Here is a 17,548-nt window from a genome sequence, read left to right on the forward strand (position 1 = left end):
CCTTAAAAAGACATTTGTCCATCGCTGGTACCTGGCACTAAAAAGTGTAAAAGTTTTCACTTAGGACATTCACTAATTGTCCTGTTCACTTGCATTTTGATAGTTTATAAGAAATCTAAACTATAATGGGAGGCTAAGATATAAATAATCAAGCAAAAGAAAAAGCTAATCAATCACACAGTTGCATATGATTGTTTGGCTTTTTTATTAGCTTAAAAACAAGTGGAATGGAGCGGAGAATTACTTCATTTATGGCCAAAATCAAATAGAATCATGGAGTGTTAGGACAAGACTCTTTCATTCATTTTGTCATAACGTAAACAAGGTGTTTAAGTAAAAGAAAGCTTCCCCTTCACTTTACTGCATTATATGGTGCCATCACTTCCAAAGCTTTTTCCACAAGATAATAATGAATGATAGAGAGCATTGCTTTTCCTGCATTTAGCATTGCCCTTTCGTCGAAATCAAATTTAGGATGGTGATGGGGATATGCAGCTCCTAAGTCTTCATTTCCTGCTCCAGTAAAGAAAAGCATACCTGGCTTTTCCTCCAGATAATTGGCAAAATCCTCACTGACTAACAGTGCTGGCACTTCTTCCACGTTCACTTCTGGCAGTGTATCTTTCGTGGATCTGGCAAATATCTCCGTCTCATTCGGATGATTATAAACCCCTGGGACTCCATGGAAATAGTCAAATTCATAATCTGCCTTTGAACTCAAGCATATTCCTTTGATTGCATCATTCATGGCTTCCTCTACTAATTGCTGCACTTCTTTTTCATATGTTCGCACCGTTCCTTTTAATATCGCAGAATCTGCTATTACATTGCTAGCATCCCCTGCATGAATGGAGCCAATAGTCACAACAGCTGTTTTTTGAGGGTTCACTCTTCGACTTACTATGTATTGAAGCTGATTGATCAGCTGACCAGCTACAGCAATAGAATCAATGGTATCATGCGGAGAAGAGCCATGACCGCCTTTTCCTTTAATTTTAATCTGGAATCCGTCTCCTGCTGCTGTTGTATACCCTTTCGTATAAGAAATCGTTCCAGTTGGGATTAAACTCCATAAGTGATTAGCGAAAATGGCATCTACTCCTTCGAGACAATTGTCCGCAATCATTTTTCTTGCTCCACCACCGCCTTCTTCAGCATGTTGAAAGAGGAGCACTACATTGCCAGCTAAGTCGTCTCTATTTTCTTGTAATACCTTACCAACTGCTAACAGGGTGGCAGTATGTCCATCATGTCCACATGCATGCATTACTCCGTCTACTTTTGATTTATACGGGACATCCTTTTCATCCTGAATTGGTAGTGCATCGAAATCTGCTCTTAACGCAATGGTTTTTCCAGGTTGTGTTCCCTTTATATAGCCTATAATTCCTATACCTCCAACATTTACCTTTCTCTCAATCCCATATTCCGATAAAAGAGATGCGATTAGCTTGGAAGTCTTATATTCCTGATTTGATAATTCAGGATACTGGTGCAAATATCTGCGCCATTCCACCATTTTGTCATACATTTCTTCTAATTGTACTTTCCAATTGTTTAGCATAATCCTTCCTCCTTCGTTCTGTTATTTTACACGTTAATACTATTTTAATATTCTTTATATTCTGAATATTAAATTTATAGATAGTATAACGCGAAAAAGTCAAGAATACAATTTTATTTTACGAATGTCGAAGTATTTTTAGTTAGTAAGATTGATATTCATATGAAAAAAATAGGGCAGCACTTTAAAAAGATATGTTTGCCAATAATATAAATAAGAGAATCGGCAAATTGCTGATTCTCCTACTATTTTTATTAACCCTATCTGGTGATAAGCTTGTTATATAATCCCCTGTGCGATCATTGCATCTGCTACTTTAATAAAACCAGCAATATTAGCTCCAGCTACAAGATTTCCTATCGTCGCATAATCCTCTGCTGCTTTTATACTTTTACTATAAATATTTTTCATAATTTCTTGTAATTTTTTGTCTACCTCATCCTGTGTCCAAGCTATTCTTGCACTATTTTGCGCCATTTCTAAAGCAGAGACTGCTACCCCACCTGCATTTGCCGCTTTGGCAGGTGCAAATAACACATTATGATGGATAAAGGTATCAACTGCTTCTAAAGTAGAAGGCATATTTGCCCCTTCCCCTACTGCCTTTACCCCATTGGAGATTAACTTTTCTGCTGATTCTTTATTGAGCTCATTTTGTGTGGCACATGGCAAAGCAATATCGCAAGGAATTCCCCAAATACCAGTAAATCCTTCCTGATAGATAGCCTCTGGATGCTTATTCACATATTCATAGATTCTCTTGTTTTCCTCTTCCTTTAATTGTTTTACTGTATCTAGATTGATTCCATTTGGATCATATACGTAACCACTTGAATCACTGCAAGCTACAACTTTTGCACCTAACTGTATCGCTTTTTCCATGGCATAATTAGACACATTTCCTGAACCAGACACAACTACTGTACTATCTTTAAAACTGAGATCCTGACTTTTAAGCATTTCTTCCACAAAGTACACTAATCCGTACCCAGTTGCTTCTTTACGCCCTAAGCTTCCGCCATATCCGATGCCTTTTCCGGTTAACACGCCTGCTTCGTATGCACCTTTTAATCTTTTATATTGCCCAAACATATAGCCGATTTCTCTTGCACCTACGCCAATATCTCCAGCAGGGACATCGATATCTGGTCCAATATACTTGCTAAGTTCTGTCATAAAGCTCTGACAAAAACGCATAATTTCTTGATCTGATTTGCCCTTAGGATCGAAATCGGAACCACCTTTCCCGCCACCTATCGGTTGACCAGTTAATGAGTTTTTAAAGATTTGCTCAAACCCTAGAAATTTAATAATGCTTGCATTAACAGAAGAATGAAATCTTAATCCTCCTTTATAAGGTCCAATCGCATTATTAAATTGGACACGATAGCCTCGGTTTACTTTTATATTTCCCGCATCATCTACCCAAGGTACTTTAAAGCTAATTAGTCGATCTGGTTCAAGCATTCTTTCTAATACAGCATGTTTAATATATGTTGGATTTTTTTCAAGTACAGGAACTAAAGAAACGAGGACTTCTTTAACTGCCTGCTGGAACTCCTTTTCGTGAGGATTGCGTTGTTGAACTTGAATAAACAACTCGTTAACGTAATCTGTCACGGTTTGTGTTTGAACCTCTTCTTTTTCCTCCAGCACTTTCATCCTTTTTCAGCCCCTAATGTTTTTAATGTTAGAATATTCTCTTTTCTAAAAGATGTTTTTATTTTATAATTTTATAATTAATAGTTTCAATACTAATTTCGGATTGAATTCATGCGTTATGCGCATGAGTGGAAAAGAGTGAAGATATGGAAATAAGACAAATTCAATATTTTTTAGAAGCTGCCAAAAGAGAACATATTACAGAAGCTGCCGATTCTTTGCATGTTGCGCAGTCATCTGTGAGTCGTCAGATTTTTAACTTAGAAACAGAATTAGGAGTAGAACTTTTTATACGTGAAGGGAGAAGCGTAAAATTAACGCCTCTAGGTAATGTTTTTTTTGAACGCATGAAGCAAGTATGGAGTATGATGGAAGACGCAAAAAGAGAAGTAGAGGAGTCCCTTGATCCTGAAAAAGGAACAGTTAGAATCGCATTTCCTATTAGCATGGCTGCTCATACCCTACCCTCCATCATTTATTCTTTTCGCACCCGTTATCCAGAAGCTAAATTCCATATGAGCAATGCCCTATATCACGATCTCATCGATGGAGTAATTAATGGGGAATTTAATTTGGCGATGATTGCGCCAATGCCGAATCGTGAAAAAGAAACTAAAATTAAAGGTGCGACATTATTTACAGAAAATATAGTCGCACTCCTTCCACTTCATCACCCTTTAAGTAAGCAAAAAGAAATCCAGTTAAAAGACCTAAAAGACGACTTTTTCTGTGTTTTGCCTGAAGGATTTGTATTTCGTGATCAAGTAGTTACAGCATGTCTTGATGCAGGTTTTTCACCACAGATTGCATTTGAGGGAAAAGATATTGATGCACTAAAAGGATTAGTATCTGCAGGATTGGGCGTTGCCTTAATGCCTGAAATGACTCTCGTAGATAACACACCACGGTCTACTTGCGTCATCCCCCTTTCAGATAACAATCTCACTCGAACCGTCGGTGTCATTTATCCCACCCATCGAAAACTTCTTCCAACAGAATTATTATTTTATCAGTTTCTTCTGGAGACATACGAAAGATTGAATGAGTTTAAAAAGTAAACAGCAAAAACAGAGTGTCTGACACTGTTAAAAGACATTTGTCTTGATTAGGTGCCTGACACTCTTATTACATTAATAAACTGATTCACTCTTTAATTCTCATATCTTTCATAAATACTACGTATCACAATCGTATTTACATAAGCAATTAAGGAAAAGCCAATAAACATGCAAAAGTATAAAAGGAACAAAAAAGAATAAATCGAAAATACAAAGGTTATAACAGGAATCATCGTCGTAAATATTAGGACTGTAAATGTTTTAATTGGATGTAAAAATGCAATCTTCCATGTATTTATGATAGAATTTTTTATTGAATTTTCAAATCTAGCGACATATGGAAAGATAAAGGTGAACAATAGTAAGTAAGCAAAAGTAAAAATAATGAGACTTAGTTTAACCAGCAATGACAAACTCCCTGTATATAGATTAAGGAAATAATAATCCAAGGAAAGGATAACACCTACTGCCAATACAATCATCCATATGATTGTACTTTGTTTGAAATTCTTTTTAAACGAATCGATGAATCCTTTGATGATAGAAACATCCTCATTTCTTACCATCTTCATTGTTATGGAATACATTGCTGTTATGGAAGATCCCATTGTAACAATTGGCAAACAACTGATAAGAAACACAGCATTTAAAACAAACAAATCAACTATTTTTGCTAAAAATCGATAAATGGGTCCATTCCATTCAAAAATATCATTCACCGTTTATCCATTCCTTTCTTAAATTATAGAGGTTATCTAGTTTTATAGATGTTGATACAATATTTGTTTTTTAATTGATACCCTCTTAATCTACGTTTGAAATATCACTTACTATTCCTTGACAGATCCGACTACAATTCCTGTAATAAAATATTTTTGTAGCATTGGATAGATTAATAGCAATGGGACACAGGAGACAACGATTTTGGCAGCATTAAGATTCTTGTTGGAAACTTCTCCTGCATTTGCTAAAGCACTTGAGGTTGCACCTGCTTTTAGCATATCTTCAATACTAATGGTTAGTGATTGTATATAGGTCATCAACGGATAATTGGATACTTTTGTCATATAAATTAATCCCGAGAAGAAATCATTCCAATTACCCACTATACTAAATAATGCAACCGTTGCTAAAGCTGGCATAGAAATCGGTATATATACTTTTATTAATACTTGTAACGGATTCGCACCATCCATTATGGCTGCTTCTTCTAATGATTTCGGTACACCTATAAAAAAGTTCATGACAAGGATGATGCTAAACACCTGCACTGCTCCAGGAAGCACTAATGCCCATATTGTATTTAGCATATCAAGATTTTTTACAACCAAATAGGTGGGAATCATTCCTCCGTTAAAAAGCATTGCAAAGATAAGTAAATTCATATAGATTCCTCTACCCCTAAACTCTCTTTTTGATTTAGAAAGAGGATAAGCCATTGTTACAATTAACACCATATTTATCACCAGTGATAAAAATACTCTTTGAACGGAAATACCAAAAGACCGCCAAAATTGTCCATCTTCCATGATCATTTTATATGCCTCAAATGTTGTATTAATTGGTGTAAGGCCAACTTTATTACTTGCTACTGCATCACTTCCACTAAAAGAAATCGCTACAATATTCCATAATGGAAGCAAGCAAGTCAGAGCAAGGAAAATGACGATTGCATAAATAGTAAATCGACCGATTCGTGCAGAAAAGCTTTTATTCTCTATCATGCGTTCTTCCCTCCTAGAACAATTTACGATCTGTAAATCTTTTAGCAGCATTATTTGCAGATAAAATTAAAATAATTCCTATCACCGATTTAAATAATCCTACTGCTGTACCAAAGCTATACTCGCGTCCCATTAATCCCACTCTGTAGACATAGGTATCTAATATGTCCCCTGATTCGTATACCATTGGTGAATAAAGATTATATACTTGATCAAATCCTGCATTTAATACATTAGGCAGACTTAATACAGCCAACAATAGAATAATTGGCAACATACCTGGAAGTGTAATATGCCAAATTCTCTTCCACCAATTGGCTCCATCTATGCTTGCAGCTTCATGAAGCCCAGGGTCAATAGCCGTTAGCGCTGCTAAATAAACAATCGAATTATATCCAAACTCTTTCCATACATCAGTCCCAATCATCAATGGTTGGAAAAGTGTATTACTCCCAAGAAAATTCAGCTTCTCTATGCCCAGGAAAGCTAGGATTTGATTAATCGTTCCATCCAGACTAAACATGTTTACTACAACAGTTGCAAGTACTACCCATGAAAGAAAATGTGGCAAATAAACAATCGTTTGGATAGATTTTTTTAGTATTTTCATTCTGATTTCATTTAATAAAATCGCAAAAACAATTGCCAATAAGGAACCTAATACTATTTTTCCGAGTGCAATAACTATCGTATTTCTGAACAGTTTACTTATATCAGGTAGAGAGAACATATACTTAAAATGTTCGAAACCAACAAATTCTGAGCCTGAGATTCCTTTTGCAGGCACATAGTCTTGAAACGCCATAATAACACCAAACATTGGTATAAAAGTAAAAATAAGCAAAAAAATCATACCAGGAAGTAGCATCGAATGATAAAACAACTCTTCTTTTGTTACTATTTTTTTTGAATACTTCTTGTTGCTAGTTGGTAATGTACTTTTTTCATTTTCTGCTTTTACATGTGGTTGCTGAAACATAACATCCCCTCCTTACTTTGCAGCTGTTCTAACAATGACTTCTCTAATTACAGAAGGATACCCACTATTAGAACAGCTAAGTTTATATTCTATTTGTTCGCTAACTCCTCTTTAATTTCAGCAGCAATTTCATCTCCGCCTTGTTTCTTCCAATTTGCAACAAATGTATCGAAATAATCTAATGGTTTATTTCCTGTCACAATTTTAATGAAATCTTCTTCTTCCAATTTCAATAGGTTAGCACCCTTCTTTTCCATCGTTGGAGTGCTTCCAAAGAATACTGGAGTAGTCCAATTAAATTGCTCTTCTTTAGTAAACTTATCAATCATGCTCATACCTAGCATTCTAGAATGATATTTTGCCCATTCTGACGTCTCTGCACCTTCTGGATTCTCTTGATAAGCCATAACGCTTTGCGCATCAATTTTTAAACCTGCAGTAGGAATGTCATCAATAGAAATTTTCCCATCTACTGCTTCTTTAATATATTGATACTCATCTACTATATTTGTTGATTTATATACTTCAATGTTAAATGGTCTAGTTGAGCCGTCTACAGCTAATTCACCATACTTATAGATTTCTGGATAATCCTTTTGTAAATCATCTGCATTAATTATTTCATCATAAAATAAATTCAATATTTTGATTGCTAATTCTGGATGCTCATAATCTTTACGTACAACCATGAATTGTCCAGTCGGGTTATTATGGAATACATTTACTTTGCCGTTTTCTCCTTCGATTGCATAAGCAGCAAACTCAGCATTCTTATCCATCCCTCTCACTGTTGACAATCCCCAGTCCGGTATATGCCAAGGCCCTGTTATAATTCCCGTTTGGCCATTTGTAACAAGTGCCATAATATCATCCCAAGTTCTTGTACCAAACTGTGGATCGATGATACCTTTTTTAAACCAATCTGCCATTACTCCTAAAGCTTGTTTCGTCTCTTCTGTTGTAGAACCATTCACGATATTTCCTTTATCATCTTCTAACCACATACGAGGATGGGCATTAAAAACTCCAGCAATGCTAGTCATATTCAGACCACTACCCCCGTAATCACCCGCATTTAACCATGTAGCAAATGGAATTCCTACTGGATTTCCGGTGCCACCTGGATCATTTTCAATAAATGCTTTAGCTGTACGCTCCAATTCGGCTATAGTGATTTTGCTATCTCCGTCACTATCTAATTTAACCCCTAGTTTTTCCATCCAGTCTTTTCTAATCCAAACCATATTTGGCGCAGAGTCTCCAATGGTTGCTGGAATCGCCATTAGTTTCCCGTCAAATGTCGCATCCTCTAGACTGCGGTTATCATAAGTTCCATAAATATCCTTAATGTAATCGCTTGCATTTTCATCATAAACATCTGTCAAATCAGCAATTAGGTCATTTTCTACTAGCTCTTTTAGCTCTTCACGACTATCAACACGCATCATATCTGGCAACTCACCAGATGCAATAGCAAGTGCTACCTGACGACCATAATCTTCCCCTTCTGCTTCGAATTGATCCACTATCTTTGCATTTAATTTTTCTTCTACTAAACGTGTATAAGCATTATTTTCATATGTGTCGCCTTCAGGTAATTTAGAATTGGCAGCTGTTACACGTCCCATCGTTATAATTGTTTTCCCATCTTCTGTTTCGCTTTCTCCTGATGAAGAATTATCCATGCATGCTGCTAGTGATAGAGTTAGCGATGTTGCCATTAATCCCATTGCTGCGCGTTTCATTAACGTTTTGTAATTCATAAAGTCCCCTCCTATGGTCTATTTCTAAAAAAAATATCGTATAAGTTTGCCCAGCTTATTTTAAGCATAGTTAAAGTCTAATGGATTTTGAGAAGCAGGAGTATATTAAATAAACCGTTTTCATGTACTTTTTTCCGGAAATTTTTCCAATTCAACATCGAGTTAAAAATCAATATGTTATAATCAACTAGAATTTTGTGCAGGAGGTATCATTATGTTTCGAATTTTAATAGCAGACGATGAAAAGGACGAACGAAGTGTCATCCGTTTTCTCCTTAATAAATTCCAGTTCGAACTCGATATTATAGAAGCTGCCAATGGAAAAGAGGCTGTTCAGTTATTAGAAAAAGATTCAATAGATATTCTTTTCACTGATGTAAAAATGCCTTTTGTAAATGGCATAGACTTAGCTGCAAAAGCAAAGGCACTAAATAAAGATATTCAAATTATATTTTTTAGTGGACATGACGATTTCAACTTTATCAAAAAGGCTCTATCGTTGCGAGCTGTTAATTATATATTGAAACCTGTAAGCCCGAATGAATTAAAACAAACAATGGCATCTGTTATCGAAAATATGGAGCAAAGAAGTTTGGAGTTAAAGCAAAAAGAAACGAATATCACTTTTCTTAAAAGTCATATACTATATCGGCTTTTAAATGGTACATCAATAGATGCTCTAATTAATGAATACCCTTTCATCAATATGGATTATTTAAAGGAATATTATCGAATGATACTCATTCAATTTGAAGAACCCTTTTTCGATAAATTACTTAAAGAAGAAACGTCCCTCTTTTTTGCTCAACTCAAACAATGCATGCAAGGGAATTCTTTTGATTATCTACATCTTAACCCTGATCAACTATTATTACTATTTACTGAAAAGCTTGAGCAAAAAAATATAAAGGAACTAGCCAGAAAAATTCATCAGGAGATTCTTTTATCGTTTAATATAATTGGATATATATCTATAAGTGAAGAAATTGCTTTACCGGAGAAAATTCCTGCACGATTTAAACAGATGGAAAATTACTTAGAAGATCGATTCTTTTATAAAGAAAACTATATTTATCCCATTGATTCAAATAAATTAGGATCCAATGACTATTTAGAACAGGACGAAGATCTCCTTCAAGCAATACAGAGAGCGATACAATATGTGGATACGTTCAGCTTTAACAAAAATATAGATACTCTCTTTCATAAATATAATAAAAAAAATCAGCTTTCCCATATTTATGTCCGGTTCTTATTTTCAAGATTGTTTCAAATTTTATGTCATGAATTGCCGCAATACAAGGAATCTATTCTAAATGAAAAAATCTCCGCTATCTATTCTTGTACACATTTTTCTGAAATAGAAAAAATAGTAGAAGAAGTAAAACTAAATATTCTAACCAGGCTCGAAGAAAAAGAACAATCTTCTAAACATGTCATTCATATTGTAAAGCAATATATCAATGAACATTATCCAGAGGATTTAAGTCTGAATCTTCTTGCTGATAAGGTGTATCTATCCCCTCGCTATTTAAGCGAAGTATTTATTCAAGAAACTGGGTCTGGAATAAATAAATACATTAAACAGATTCGGATGGATTCTGCCAAAAATCTGTTGGTCCATACAAATATGAAAATTAATGATATTTGCAAGCAAGTAGGCTATCAAAATTTCTCCTACTTTGTCCGAAGCTTCCGAGAGAACTTTGGCCTAAGTCCTGAAAAATTCCGACAATCACATAGAGATGCGAAAGAGAAGAATGAAAAATGAAAAAGCTAATCCAATGGTTTAAAGATTTAAGATACCGTAGGAAAATACTAATCATTTGCTTATTATCTAGTCTATTACCTGTCACTGTATTAGGTTGCTATTGCTATTTTCAAATACAAAACCTATTAATCAGTCGAGAAAATGAGGTTTTGGAAGAATCCTTACATCAGACTATTCTTAGTTTAGATTACAAAATTAATTCTTATAGTGATGCAATGAGCCAGATTGTTTGGAATGAAAATTTAAAGAACGGGTTAACTGCCACTTATGATAATACATATGAAATGTATATCATGTATCGTGATCATCTGACACCACTAATCCTTAATGTGAAAAATTTACAAACAGATATTAATCGTATCACTGTATACAGTAATAATAACACCTTGTATCCACATGGAACATTTCTACGACCTCTCACAGATGTAGAAGAATCAGACTGGTTCCCATATGTTATTAATAGTGCTTCCGTACACTTGACCGCTTCCGCTGATAAACGCCGATTTGTAATTGTGAGTAAAATATTCGATTATAACGAAAATAATAGAAATATAGTTTATATGGACATTGATTATCAATCAGTCTTTAGTCCATTGTCCCATATATTTGAGGATTCTTACGGACTCATTATATTAGATGAAAACAAGCAACCAGTCTTTACCCATCAAGGCTTTAATGAGAATGACGAATCTCATCCATTAACAACGGAAGAATTGATAAATAAAATCACTGATGGTTCACTAAAGGACAAGTATGTTTATAAAAAAACTAGTTTTCAATCGAACCAATGGACTGCCTATTTATATAGACCTTTAGAGATTGTTTCTAAATCTACTACCCCTATCATGACTTTGGTTATTATCGTGATTGTTTTATGTATTATTATTCTCTATCTATCTATTTATTTTCTTTCGAAGGTGGTTGTTCGCCCATTAGAACTACTTGCTGCCAATATGAAGCAAATTGAAGAAGGTGATTTAATTGTAACTGTAACCCCATCCTCTAAGGATGAAATTGGAGATGTAATTGGCCAGTTTGGTAACATGGTGTATGAGCTTGAAGATATGATTAATGAAGTATACAAAAGTAAAATTGCCAAGCAAGAATATGAAATGAAAGCATTACAAGCACAGATTAATCCGCATTTCTTTTATAATAGTCTTTCCCTTATTAACAGTAAGGCGATTCTTGTAGAACAAGAAGAAATTAGTGAGATGGCGCAGCTACTCTCCACATTTTATCGGACCACGTTAAATAAGGGAAAAAATACGATAACGGTTAAAGATGAGCTAGCAAATACCGTATCTTATATGAAAATACAACAAATGATGCATAGTAATTCCTTTGATATTTCTATTGATGTAGATAATCAAATTCTTGATTATTCAATGATTAATCTACTGCTTCAACCCTTAGTAGAAAATGCCATCAATCATGGAATAGACCATAAAGTGGATATCGAAAAAGGTAAGGTAACAATTATCGGAAAACAAACAGATACTTACTTGATAATTACTATACTTGATAACGGGCCAGGAATGAATCCAGAAGTATTAGATAACATTCTTACTACCAAAACAAAAGGGTATGGAGTACAAAATGTCCACAATCGGATAAAGTTAACCTATGGGGAAGAATATGGTCTGTTCTATACAAGTGAGTTGGGGAAGGGAACTTCAGTAGACGTTCGGATACCAAAATTCTTTTAGAAAATTCAAACAAAAAGCACCTGATACCATAAAAGAAAGAACGCTAAGTTCATTTGTGGTTTCGGGTCCTTTTTATTTATTCCTCTAATCTATCTATCACCATATATACATTGTACCAACTTATCCTTTCCCCTTCTCCTTCATCTCCCTAATACACGAATAACAATACCCCAGCTCCCGCTCAAATTTATACCACTTTTCACACTTCAAGCATTTTTTATGTAAAACTTCGTTTATCAGTAAATCATAACCATAGTATGTCATTACTTTTTCGATTTTCATTGTATCTGCCCCTTTCTTTTCATCACCCTCTGCTAAATTATGCAATCGCTTGAAATAGGTGATAGCCCAAAAGGATTTTTTCTGCAAAAAAAGGGGATTAACCTGTTTATAAAAGAAATGCACTCCAATACTTTAAATCAGAGTGCATTTCTTTCACTTTATTAATGCTGTTTATTAGGCAGTTTTTCTTCTGGATGTCCTTTGCCATGCTTTTTGTTTTTCTCTTGCTTCTTTTGATCATTTTTCAATTTTTTAACAAACTGATTCGTATCTTCCATTATTATCCCTCCTACAAATGTTCATGTTATTTTATCCCATTATCAAACTTTACATTCTTTCAAATTCTTTCTTTTCTCTGGGGCATACATTGTAAAACGAATATTTAGCAAAATAAAAAAATTCCTTTCTCTTTGGATTAGCGTCACATGCTCAGTCTATTTCAATAGCTCTAGTTACTTGTTTGCCACAATTTTTACAGTTTTCTTGTAAAGCAATGGCAATTTTTGTTTCTTCGCTTAAATAATATTCTATTTGAACGATATCAATGCAGGAACTCCTCCATACATTTCTTATTAATTCACTAAACTCTTCACCTTCGCCACCCCTAGGGCATAATGATCAAAGAATATATTCTCAACCATTTCTCCTTGTGACTCTTCACAATCCACAATTACGATTACTTCTGAATGAATTCCCTTTAACAATCGCTTTCTCTTTTTTATAACTATTTCTGTAAAAAAGCGAATCCCAACTCCAATAAAAAAACCAACCGCTGCTCCTATAAGCCCCCAATAAATCGGTCCTAATCTAAGCTTAAACCCTATACTTGCCCCAATAACAGAAAAAGCAGTAGCTAGTGCTGCTCCAATATCAATAAGAGAGGTTCCATCTGAGCGATGAATATTATCAAAAAGTTTACGTTCTCCTGTTTGATTATCTAAAGGAAGAATAAATATACTCTCCTTCTTAATCCCCTTTTTTTCTAGCGTACTAATAGCCATTTCTATAAAACTCGAATGTTCAAATGTTGAAAATACTTGCATTATGACTTCACCTTTTGCCCTTTTTATACTTTAAATGACGATGATTGATAATTTTCTTTAAAATAGAAGCGCTGTTCTTTATCATAAAGTTTATTGTTTTCCACGGTGTTTATATAAGAATCAAATATAGCAAATCCATAAATCGACGGGAAAAACAACAACCATTCAGCATCTAATGCCGATGTAGCTTGTTTTATTTCCCCTAAAAATAATAGGGAAATGGCTTCAAGTCCATGAGATAAATAAAAAAATACTACCACCCAAATAATCACAAAAAATGCAGTGACAATTCTATGTATGTATAATTGACCTAATCCTGGCATAAAAAGTGACCATATAATTGCCATAACAGGATTTCTCTTATCGAGATAGTTGATTTCCATTACACCGATACTAAAAGAATTGAACCGATGCTCCTCCCGCTCTGCCAATACAAACACTTTATTCAAATCTACTGTCGTTCGATAGCTATCCCAAATCGCGAAGATATATACTGGAATATAAATGAGCAGCCATCTTGTATCAAGAACTTCTTTAGCCTTGTCAATCTCTCCTTGAAACGAATAAATCATAGCTAAATTCAAATGACTGTTAACATTAACTATTACTTCCCAAATAAATAAAACAAACCCTCGTAGATATTTTGATAAAAGAAGATGTCCGAATCCAGGAAAAGCAGCACTCCACCACCCTATGATATAAGGATTTCGCAGGTGAATTTGTGTCGTTCCGAGAACACTAACATGCGCCCTAAACCTTCTAGCTGTATTGTCATTTGTAAAATTATCCATAATTAAATTCACCTTGTTTTCCTTCATATATTACAAAGGAATAATAACTTGGTGTTATTTTTGTCTAAAATATGAAAGTTCATCCATGATTTAACTTTTTTAGTACAATAGAACTAAATTATACTAGTGAAATGAAACTAAAACACCATTGGAATTTTATGCTAAAATATATCTTAGAAATAAAACGAACTTCACAAAGGGGAGAACGAAATGTCTCAAGCATTAATATTTGATATGGATGGCACGCTTTTTCAAACAGATAAAATTTTAGAAATATCCCTTAATGATACTTTTAATCACTTGCGCTCTCTTCATTATTGGGAAGGAGCTACCCCCATTCAAACATATCGTGAAATTATGGGTGTTCCATTACCGATCGTTTGGGAAACATTATTACCTAATCATTCTATCGAGGTAAGAGAACAAACGGATGCTTATTTTCTTAAACGATTGGTTACAAATATAAAGAATGGAAAAGGTGCATTATACCCAAATGTAAAAGAAATTCTCTCCTATTTGAAAGAAAATAACTTTTCCATTTACGTAGCTAGTAATGGCTTAATAGAATATTTACATGCCATTGTAGAATTCTATCAATTAAATAATTGGCTTACAGAGACATATAGTATTCAACAAATTGCATCACTGAATAAATCAGATCTTGTTCGTAGTATCATAGCCAAACACGGAATAACTAGTGCTGCTGTTGTCGGTGACCGACTTTCTGATATTAAGGCTGCCAAAGAGAATGGACTAATTTCTATCGGCTGTAATTTTGATTTTGCTAGAGAAGATGAAATTAGCCAGGCTGCTATCGTTATTGATGATTTATTGGAGTTAAAATCAATTATACCGAAATTATTCACCTATCCAGTTAACGAACTTCTACATAATATATAAGAGATTAATAGGACTAGGACTAATAATCCTACTGCGGAATCTATAAAGCTATAGAACAAATAGCTGCCTTATTTGGCAGCTTAGCTATTAAACATATTGTTCCTTATTATCAAATTGCATCCCGTTTCAATTCTTTACAATTTCAGCAATACTCATAAAGCTGTTTGTGCGAATCCCCCATAAATCAACGTTTCCAATAAATTCGTAATTTTGTTGACTTAACAATGTTTCTAAGCTTTCTTTCCGTTCCTCATAGGGCAATTTGTATTCATCTATTAAATGCGCTTCGTCTCCTACTATTTCATAATAACTAAATAAAATGGAGTAACCCATCAAAACTATCTCCCCTTTTTCCCATCGTACAATGTATTCAATTAAATACATTAATTTATTTCTATACAAAACATAGATTTTCATATTTATGTTACTTAGTATAATGTTGTAAAGTAAACTGAATATAAACTTCTAAAAATTTATTTTCAGTTTACATTTTGCTTTTAAAATTAGGATAACTTATAGCTATGGAGGCATTTGATGTTTAAAATATTAGTGGTGGAAGATGACAAAAATACAAGAAAATTAATGTGTGCTGTCTTAAAACAGTATGGGTATCAAACTTTTGATGCTCAAGATGGAATGGAAGCTCTTTGTATGATGGAAAAAGAACATGTTGATTTAGTAGTTCTTGATTTAATGATGCCGAAAATGGATGGCTATGAATTAACGCGACAGCTTAGACAATCATGGGAGACTCTCCCTATATTAATGGTTACTGCAAAACAAGAACCAAAAGATAAAAGGAAAGGGTTTCTTGTCGGTACCGATGATTATATGACTAAACCTGTGGATGAAGAAGAAATGGTGCTTCGTATTAAAGCTCTTTTACGGAGAGCTAAAATTGCTAATGAACATAAGCTTACAGTGGGTAAAACGGTACTTGATTATGATGCACTTACCGTATCCCGGGGTGATCTCGTTTTTACGTTGCCACCTAAAGAATTTTTCTTATTGTTCAAACTACTATCCTATCCAAATATGATTTTCACACGCATTCAGCTCATGGATGAGATTTGGGGGATGGAATCTGAAACAGATGATCGCACACTTAATGTTCATATAAACCGGTTAAGAGACCGGTTGCGAGATATTCCAGAATTTGAAATTGTGACTGTTCGCGGACTAGGCTATAAGGCAGTGAAAACAGGATGAGAGATTTCTTTACCAAACGATTAAGTCTTGCTATCACATTAGTTATGTTTGTCTTTAGTGTAATGGTTGCAACGGTATTGGTAGCTGCCATGATTACTTTTGCCTTACAGCATTTAGGAATTATCTCAAAGAATAGTCAGCTTCCTTTATTTCCCTTAGTCGCTTTTTTAGGCTTCTGTATATTACTTGGAACTTCCTTAACAGCCTTTCTCAGTAAAAAGGCATTAAACCCTATTCGAACCGTAATCGATGCTACACATAAAGTTGCTGATGGTGATTTTACGGTGCAAGTAAACATAAAAGGAATAGGAGAATTAGAAGAATTATCCCAAAGCTTCAATAAAATGACTCAAGAGCTTTCCGGAATTGAAACATTACGAAGTGATTTTGTAAATAATTTTTCACATGAATTCAAAACCCCTATTGTATCTTTACGTGGGTTCGCAAAATTACTAAAAGAAAATAATTTAACAGAAGAAGAGCGACAAGAATACCTAGATATTATCATAACCGAGTCGGAGCGGTTAGCGGCACTTTCTACAAATGTACTGGCACTTTCAAAGTATGAAAATCTTGAAATTATTACCGATAAAGCGCCATTTCGATTGGACGAGCAAATACGAAAAACAATCGTCTTAATGGAACCAAAATGGGCTGCCAAAGAAATTAATATTAACGTCGAACTAGATGAAGTGACCTATAGTGGCAATGAAGATTTAACGCAACAAATTTGGTTAAACCTTTTGGATAATGCTATTAAGTTTTCAAATGGTGGGGGCTTGATACAAATAACCCTTACAAAGACAAAGGAAGAAATTTGTTTTATAATCCAAGATAATGGATCTGGTATGGATAAGCATACAAAAGCACATCTCTTCGATAAATTTTATCAAGGAGATACCTCTCATTCCAAATCAGGCAATGGGCTAGGATTAGCACTTGTAAAGCGAATTGTGCAACTATGTCATGGAGAGATTTATGTTGAGAGTGAAAAAGATTGTGGTAGCATCTTTATCGTTCGAATATAAGTACTTCCCTCTTTCCTTTTGCTTTTTCCATAGACAAGAGAGATATTTTAATAGTGAAAATTTAT

The 17,548-nt window shown here is 34.4% G+C and carries 16 protein-coding genes and 1 pseudogene; 6 read left to right on the top strand and 11 right to left on the bottom strand.

From position 1 onward, the window contains the following. Positions 1-352: 352 nt before the first annotated feature. Both ACTNDN_RS11090 and gdhA read right to left on the bottom strand, forming a co-directional pair. Positions 353-1,564: an amidohydrolase gene (locus ACTNDN_RS11090; RefSeq protein ID WP_235252648.1), complete on the bottom strand. Its 1,212-nt coding sequence runs from the start codon at positions 1,562-1,564 to the stop codon at positions 353-355. Positions 1,565-1,843: 279 nt separating this feature from the next. Beyond that, a complete protein-coding gene (gdhA, locus tag ACTNDN_RS11095) occupies positions 1,844-3,226 on the bottom strand; it encodes an NADP-specific glutamate dehydrogenase (RefSeq protein ID WP_441131246.1) in 1,383 nt (460 codons plus the stop codon). Between the two features lie 146 nt (positions 3,227-3,372). Here gdhA and ACTNDN_RS11100 point away from each other — a divergent pair, with 146 nt between their 5' ends. Further along, on the top strand, positions 3,373-4,284 hold the full coding sequence (locus ACTNDN_RS11100) for a LysR family transcriptional regulator (RefSeq protein ID WP_031536438.1): 912 nt from the start codon (positions 3,373-3,375) through the stop codon (positions 4,282-4,284). A gap of 92 nt (positions 4,285-4,376) precedes the next feature. On the opposite strand, the gene ACTNDN_RS11105 is transcribed toward ACTNDN_RS11100, so the two are convergent. The 4 genes from ACTNDN_RS11105 to ACTNDN_RS11120 all read right to left on the bottom strand — a co-directional run bounded on the left by ACTNDN_RS11105 (position 4,377) and on the right by ACTNDN_RS11120 (position 8,750). Next, on the bottom strand, positions 4,377-5,003 hold the full coding sequence (locus ACTNDN_RS11105; RefSeq protein ID WP_235252645.1) for a YesL family protein: 627 nt from the start codon (positions 5,001-5,003) through the stop codon (positions 4,377-4,379). 111 nt (positions 5,004-5,114) lie between these two features. Continuing rightward, positions 5,115-6,008: a carbohydrate ABC transporter permease gene (locus tag ACTNDN_RS11110; protein ID WP_235252644.1), complete on the bottom strand. Its 894-nt coding sequence runs from the start codon at positions 6,006-6,008 to the stop codon at positions 5,115-5,117. A 13-nt stretch (positions 6,009-6,021) separates the two neighbouring features. Continuing rightward, positions 6,022-6,876, bottom strand: a complete 855-nt coding sequence (locus ACTNDN_RS11115) for an ABC transporter permease (protein WP_441131268.1) — start codon at positions 6,874-6,876, stop codon at positions 6,022-6,024. A 200-nt stretch (positions 6,877-7,076) separates the two neighbouring features. Next, positions 7,077-8,750: a sugar ABC transporter substrate-binding protein gene (locus ACTNDN_RS11120; protein WP_441131247.1), complete on the bottom strand. Its 1,674-nt coding sequence runs from the start codon at positions 8,748-8,750 to the stop codon at positions 7,077-7,079. 214 nt (positions 8,751-8,964) lie between these two features. Between ACTNDN_RS11120 and ACTNDN_RS11125 the strand changes: the two genes are divergently transcribed. After that, the gene (locus ACTNDN_RS11125; protein ID WP_441131248.1) at positions 8,965-10,521 is read left to right on the top strand and encodes a response regulator transcription factor; all 1,557 of its coding nucleotides are present in this window, start codon (positions 8,965-8,967) and stop codon (positions 10,519-10,521) included. Further along, complete coding sequence (locus tag ACTNDN_RS11130) at positions 10,518-12,230, top strand: sensor histidine kinase (protein WP_441131249.1); 1,713 nt, start codon at positions 10,518-10,520, stop codon at positions 12,228-12,230. Before ACTNDN_RS11125 ends, ACTNDN_RS11130 begins: the two co-directional genes overlap by 4 nt. Before the next feature lie 120 nt (positions 12,231-12,350). Here ACTNDN_RS11130 and ACTNDN_RS11135 read toward each other — a convergent pair whose 3' ends face one another. The 4 genes from ACTNDN_RS11135 to ACTNDN_RS11150 all read right to left on the bottom strand — a co-directional run bounded on the left by ACTNDN_RS11135 (position 12,351) and on the right by ACTNDN_RS11150 (position 14,346). Further along, positions 12,351-12,512, bottom strand: coding sequence for a hypothetical protein (locus ACTNDN_RS11135; RefSeq protein ID WP_441131250.1), 162 nt, complete (start codon positions 12,510-12,512; stop codon positions 12,351-12,353). A gap of 161 nt (positions 12,513-12,673) precedes the next feature. Beyond that, a complete protein-coding gene (locus tag ACTNDN_RS11140) occupies positions 12,674-12,790 on the bottom strand; it encodes a DUF4023 family protein (protein ID WP_235252640.1) in 117 nt (38 codons plus the stop codon). Positions 12,791-13,084: 294 nt separating this feature from the next. Next, positions 13,085-13,555 carry a hypothetical protein gene (locus tag ACTNDN_RS11145; RefSeq protein WP_441131251.1) on the bottom strand — a complete coding sequence of 157 codons (471 nt, stop codon included), beginning with the start codon at positions 13,553-13,555 and terminating at the stop codon, positions 13,085-13,087. Positions 13,556-13,578: 23 nt separating this feature from the next. Next, positions 13,579-14,346 (bottom strand): hypothetical protein, encoded by a 768-nt coding sequence (locus tag ACTNDN_RS11150; protein WP_441131252.1) that lies wholly within the window; start codon positions 14,344-14,346, stop codon positions 13,579-13,581. A gap of 195 nt (positions 14,347-14,541) precedes the next feature. Here ACTNDN_RS11150 and ACTNDN_RS11155 point away from each other — a divergent pair. Further along, positions 14,542-15,246 (top strand): annotated as a pseudogene (locus ACTNDN_RS11155) (HAD hydrolase-like protein); the annotation flags it as partial. A gap of 126 nt (positions 15,247-15,372) precedes the next feature. Here ACTNDN_RS11155 and ACTNDN_RS11160 read toward each other — a convergent pair. Then, positions 15,373-15,579: a hypothetical protein gene (locus ACTNDN_RS11160; RefSeq protein WP_048718446.1), complete on the bottom strand. Its 207-nt coding sequence runs from the start codon at positions 15,577-15,579 to the stop codon at positions 15,373-15,375. A 201-nt stretch (positions 15,580-15,780) separates the two neighbouring features. Between ACTNDN_RS11160 and ACTNDN_RS11165 the strand changes: the two genes are divergently transcribed. Together ACTNDN_RS11165 and ACTNDN_RS11170 are read left to right on the top strand one after the other, a co-directional pair. Then, the gene (locus ACTNDN_RS11165; protein ID WP_031536408.1) at positions 15,781-16,455 is read left to right on the top strand and encodes a response regulator transcription factor; all 675 of its coding nucleotides are present in this window, start codon (positions 15,781-15,783) and stop codon (positions 16,453-16,455) included. Beyond that, complete coding sequence (locus ACTNDN_RS11170; protein WP_048718448.1) at positions 16,452-17,483, top strand: HAMP domain-containing sensor histidine kinase; 1,032 nt, start codon at positions 16,452-16,454, stop codon at positions 17,481-17,483. The genes ACTNDN_RS11165 and ACTNDN_RS11170 overlap by 4 nt, the downstream gene beginning before the upstream one ends. The last annotated feature ends 65 nt before the right edge of the window (positions 17,484-17,548 follow it).

The organism is Niallia sp. HCP3S3_B10 (genome assembly GCF_052064465.1).
Classification (GTDB): Bacteria; Bacillota; Bacilli; order Bacillales; family Cytobacillaceae; genus Niallia; species Niallia hominis.

Coding starts and splice junctions, on each gene's coding strand:
- ACTNDN_RS11090 (WP_235252648.1), bottom strand. CDS start 1,564: ATGCTAAACAATTGGAAAGTACAATTAGAAGAAATGTATGACAAAATG.
- gdhA (WP_441131246.1), bottom strand. CDS start 3,226: ATGAAAGTGCTGGAGGAAAAAGAAGAGGTTCAAACACAAACCGTGACA.
- ACTNDN_RS11100 (WP_031536438.1), top strand. CDS start 3,373: ATGGAAATAAGACAAATTCAATATTTTTTAGAAGCTGCCAAAAGAGAA.
- ACTNDN_RS11110 (WP_235252644.1), bottom strand. CDS start 6,008: ATGATAGAGAATAAAAGCTTTTCTGCACGAATCGGTCGATTTACTATT.
- ACTNDN_RS11115 (WP_441131268.1), bottom strand. CDS start 6,876: ATGCTACTTCCTGGTATGATTTTTTTGCTTATTTTTACTTTTATACCA.
- ACTNDN_RS11120 (WP_441131247.1), bottom strand. CDS start 8,750: ATGAATTACAAAACGTTAATGAAACGCGCAGCAATGGGATTAATGGCA.
- ACTNDN_RS11125 (WP_441131248.1), top strand. CDS start 8,965: ATGTTTCGAATTTTAATAGCAGACGATGAAAAGGACGAACGAAGTGTC.
- ACTNDN_RS11130 (WP_441131249.1), top strand. CDS start 10,518: ATGAAAAAGCTAATCCAATGGTTTAAAGATTTAAGATACCGTAGGAAA.
- ACTNDN_RS11135 (WP_441131250.1), bottom strand. CDS start 12,512: ATGAAAATCGAAAAAGTAATGACATACTATGGTTATGATTTACTGATA.
- ACTNDN_RS11140 (WP_235252640.1), bottom strand. CDS start 12,790: ATGGAAGATACGAATCAGTTTGTTAAAAAATTGAAAAATGATCAAAAG.
- ACTNDN_RS11145 (WP_441131251.1), bottom strand. CDS start 13,555: ATGCAAGTATTTTCAACATTTGAACATTCGAGTTTTATAGAAATGGCT.
- ACTNDN_RS11150 (WP_441131252.1), bottom strand. CDS start 14,346: ATGGATAATTTTACAAATGACAATACAGCTAGAAGGTTTAGGGCGCAT.
- ACTNDN_RS11160 (WP_048718446.1), bottom strand. CDS start 15,579: ATGGGTTACTCCATTTTATTTAGTTATTATGAAATAGTAGGAGACGAA.
- ACTNDN_RS11165 (WP_031536408.1), top strand. CDS start 15,781: ATGTTTAAAATATTAGTGGTGGAAGATGACAAAAATACAAGAAAATTA.
- ACTNDN_RS11170 (WP_048718448.1), top strand. CDS start 16,452: ATGAGAGATTTCTTTACCAAACGATTAAGTCTTGCTATCACATTAGTT.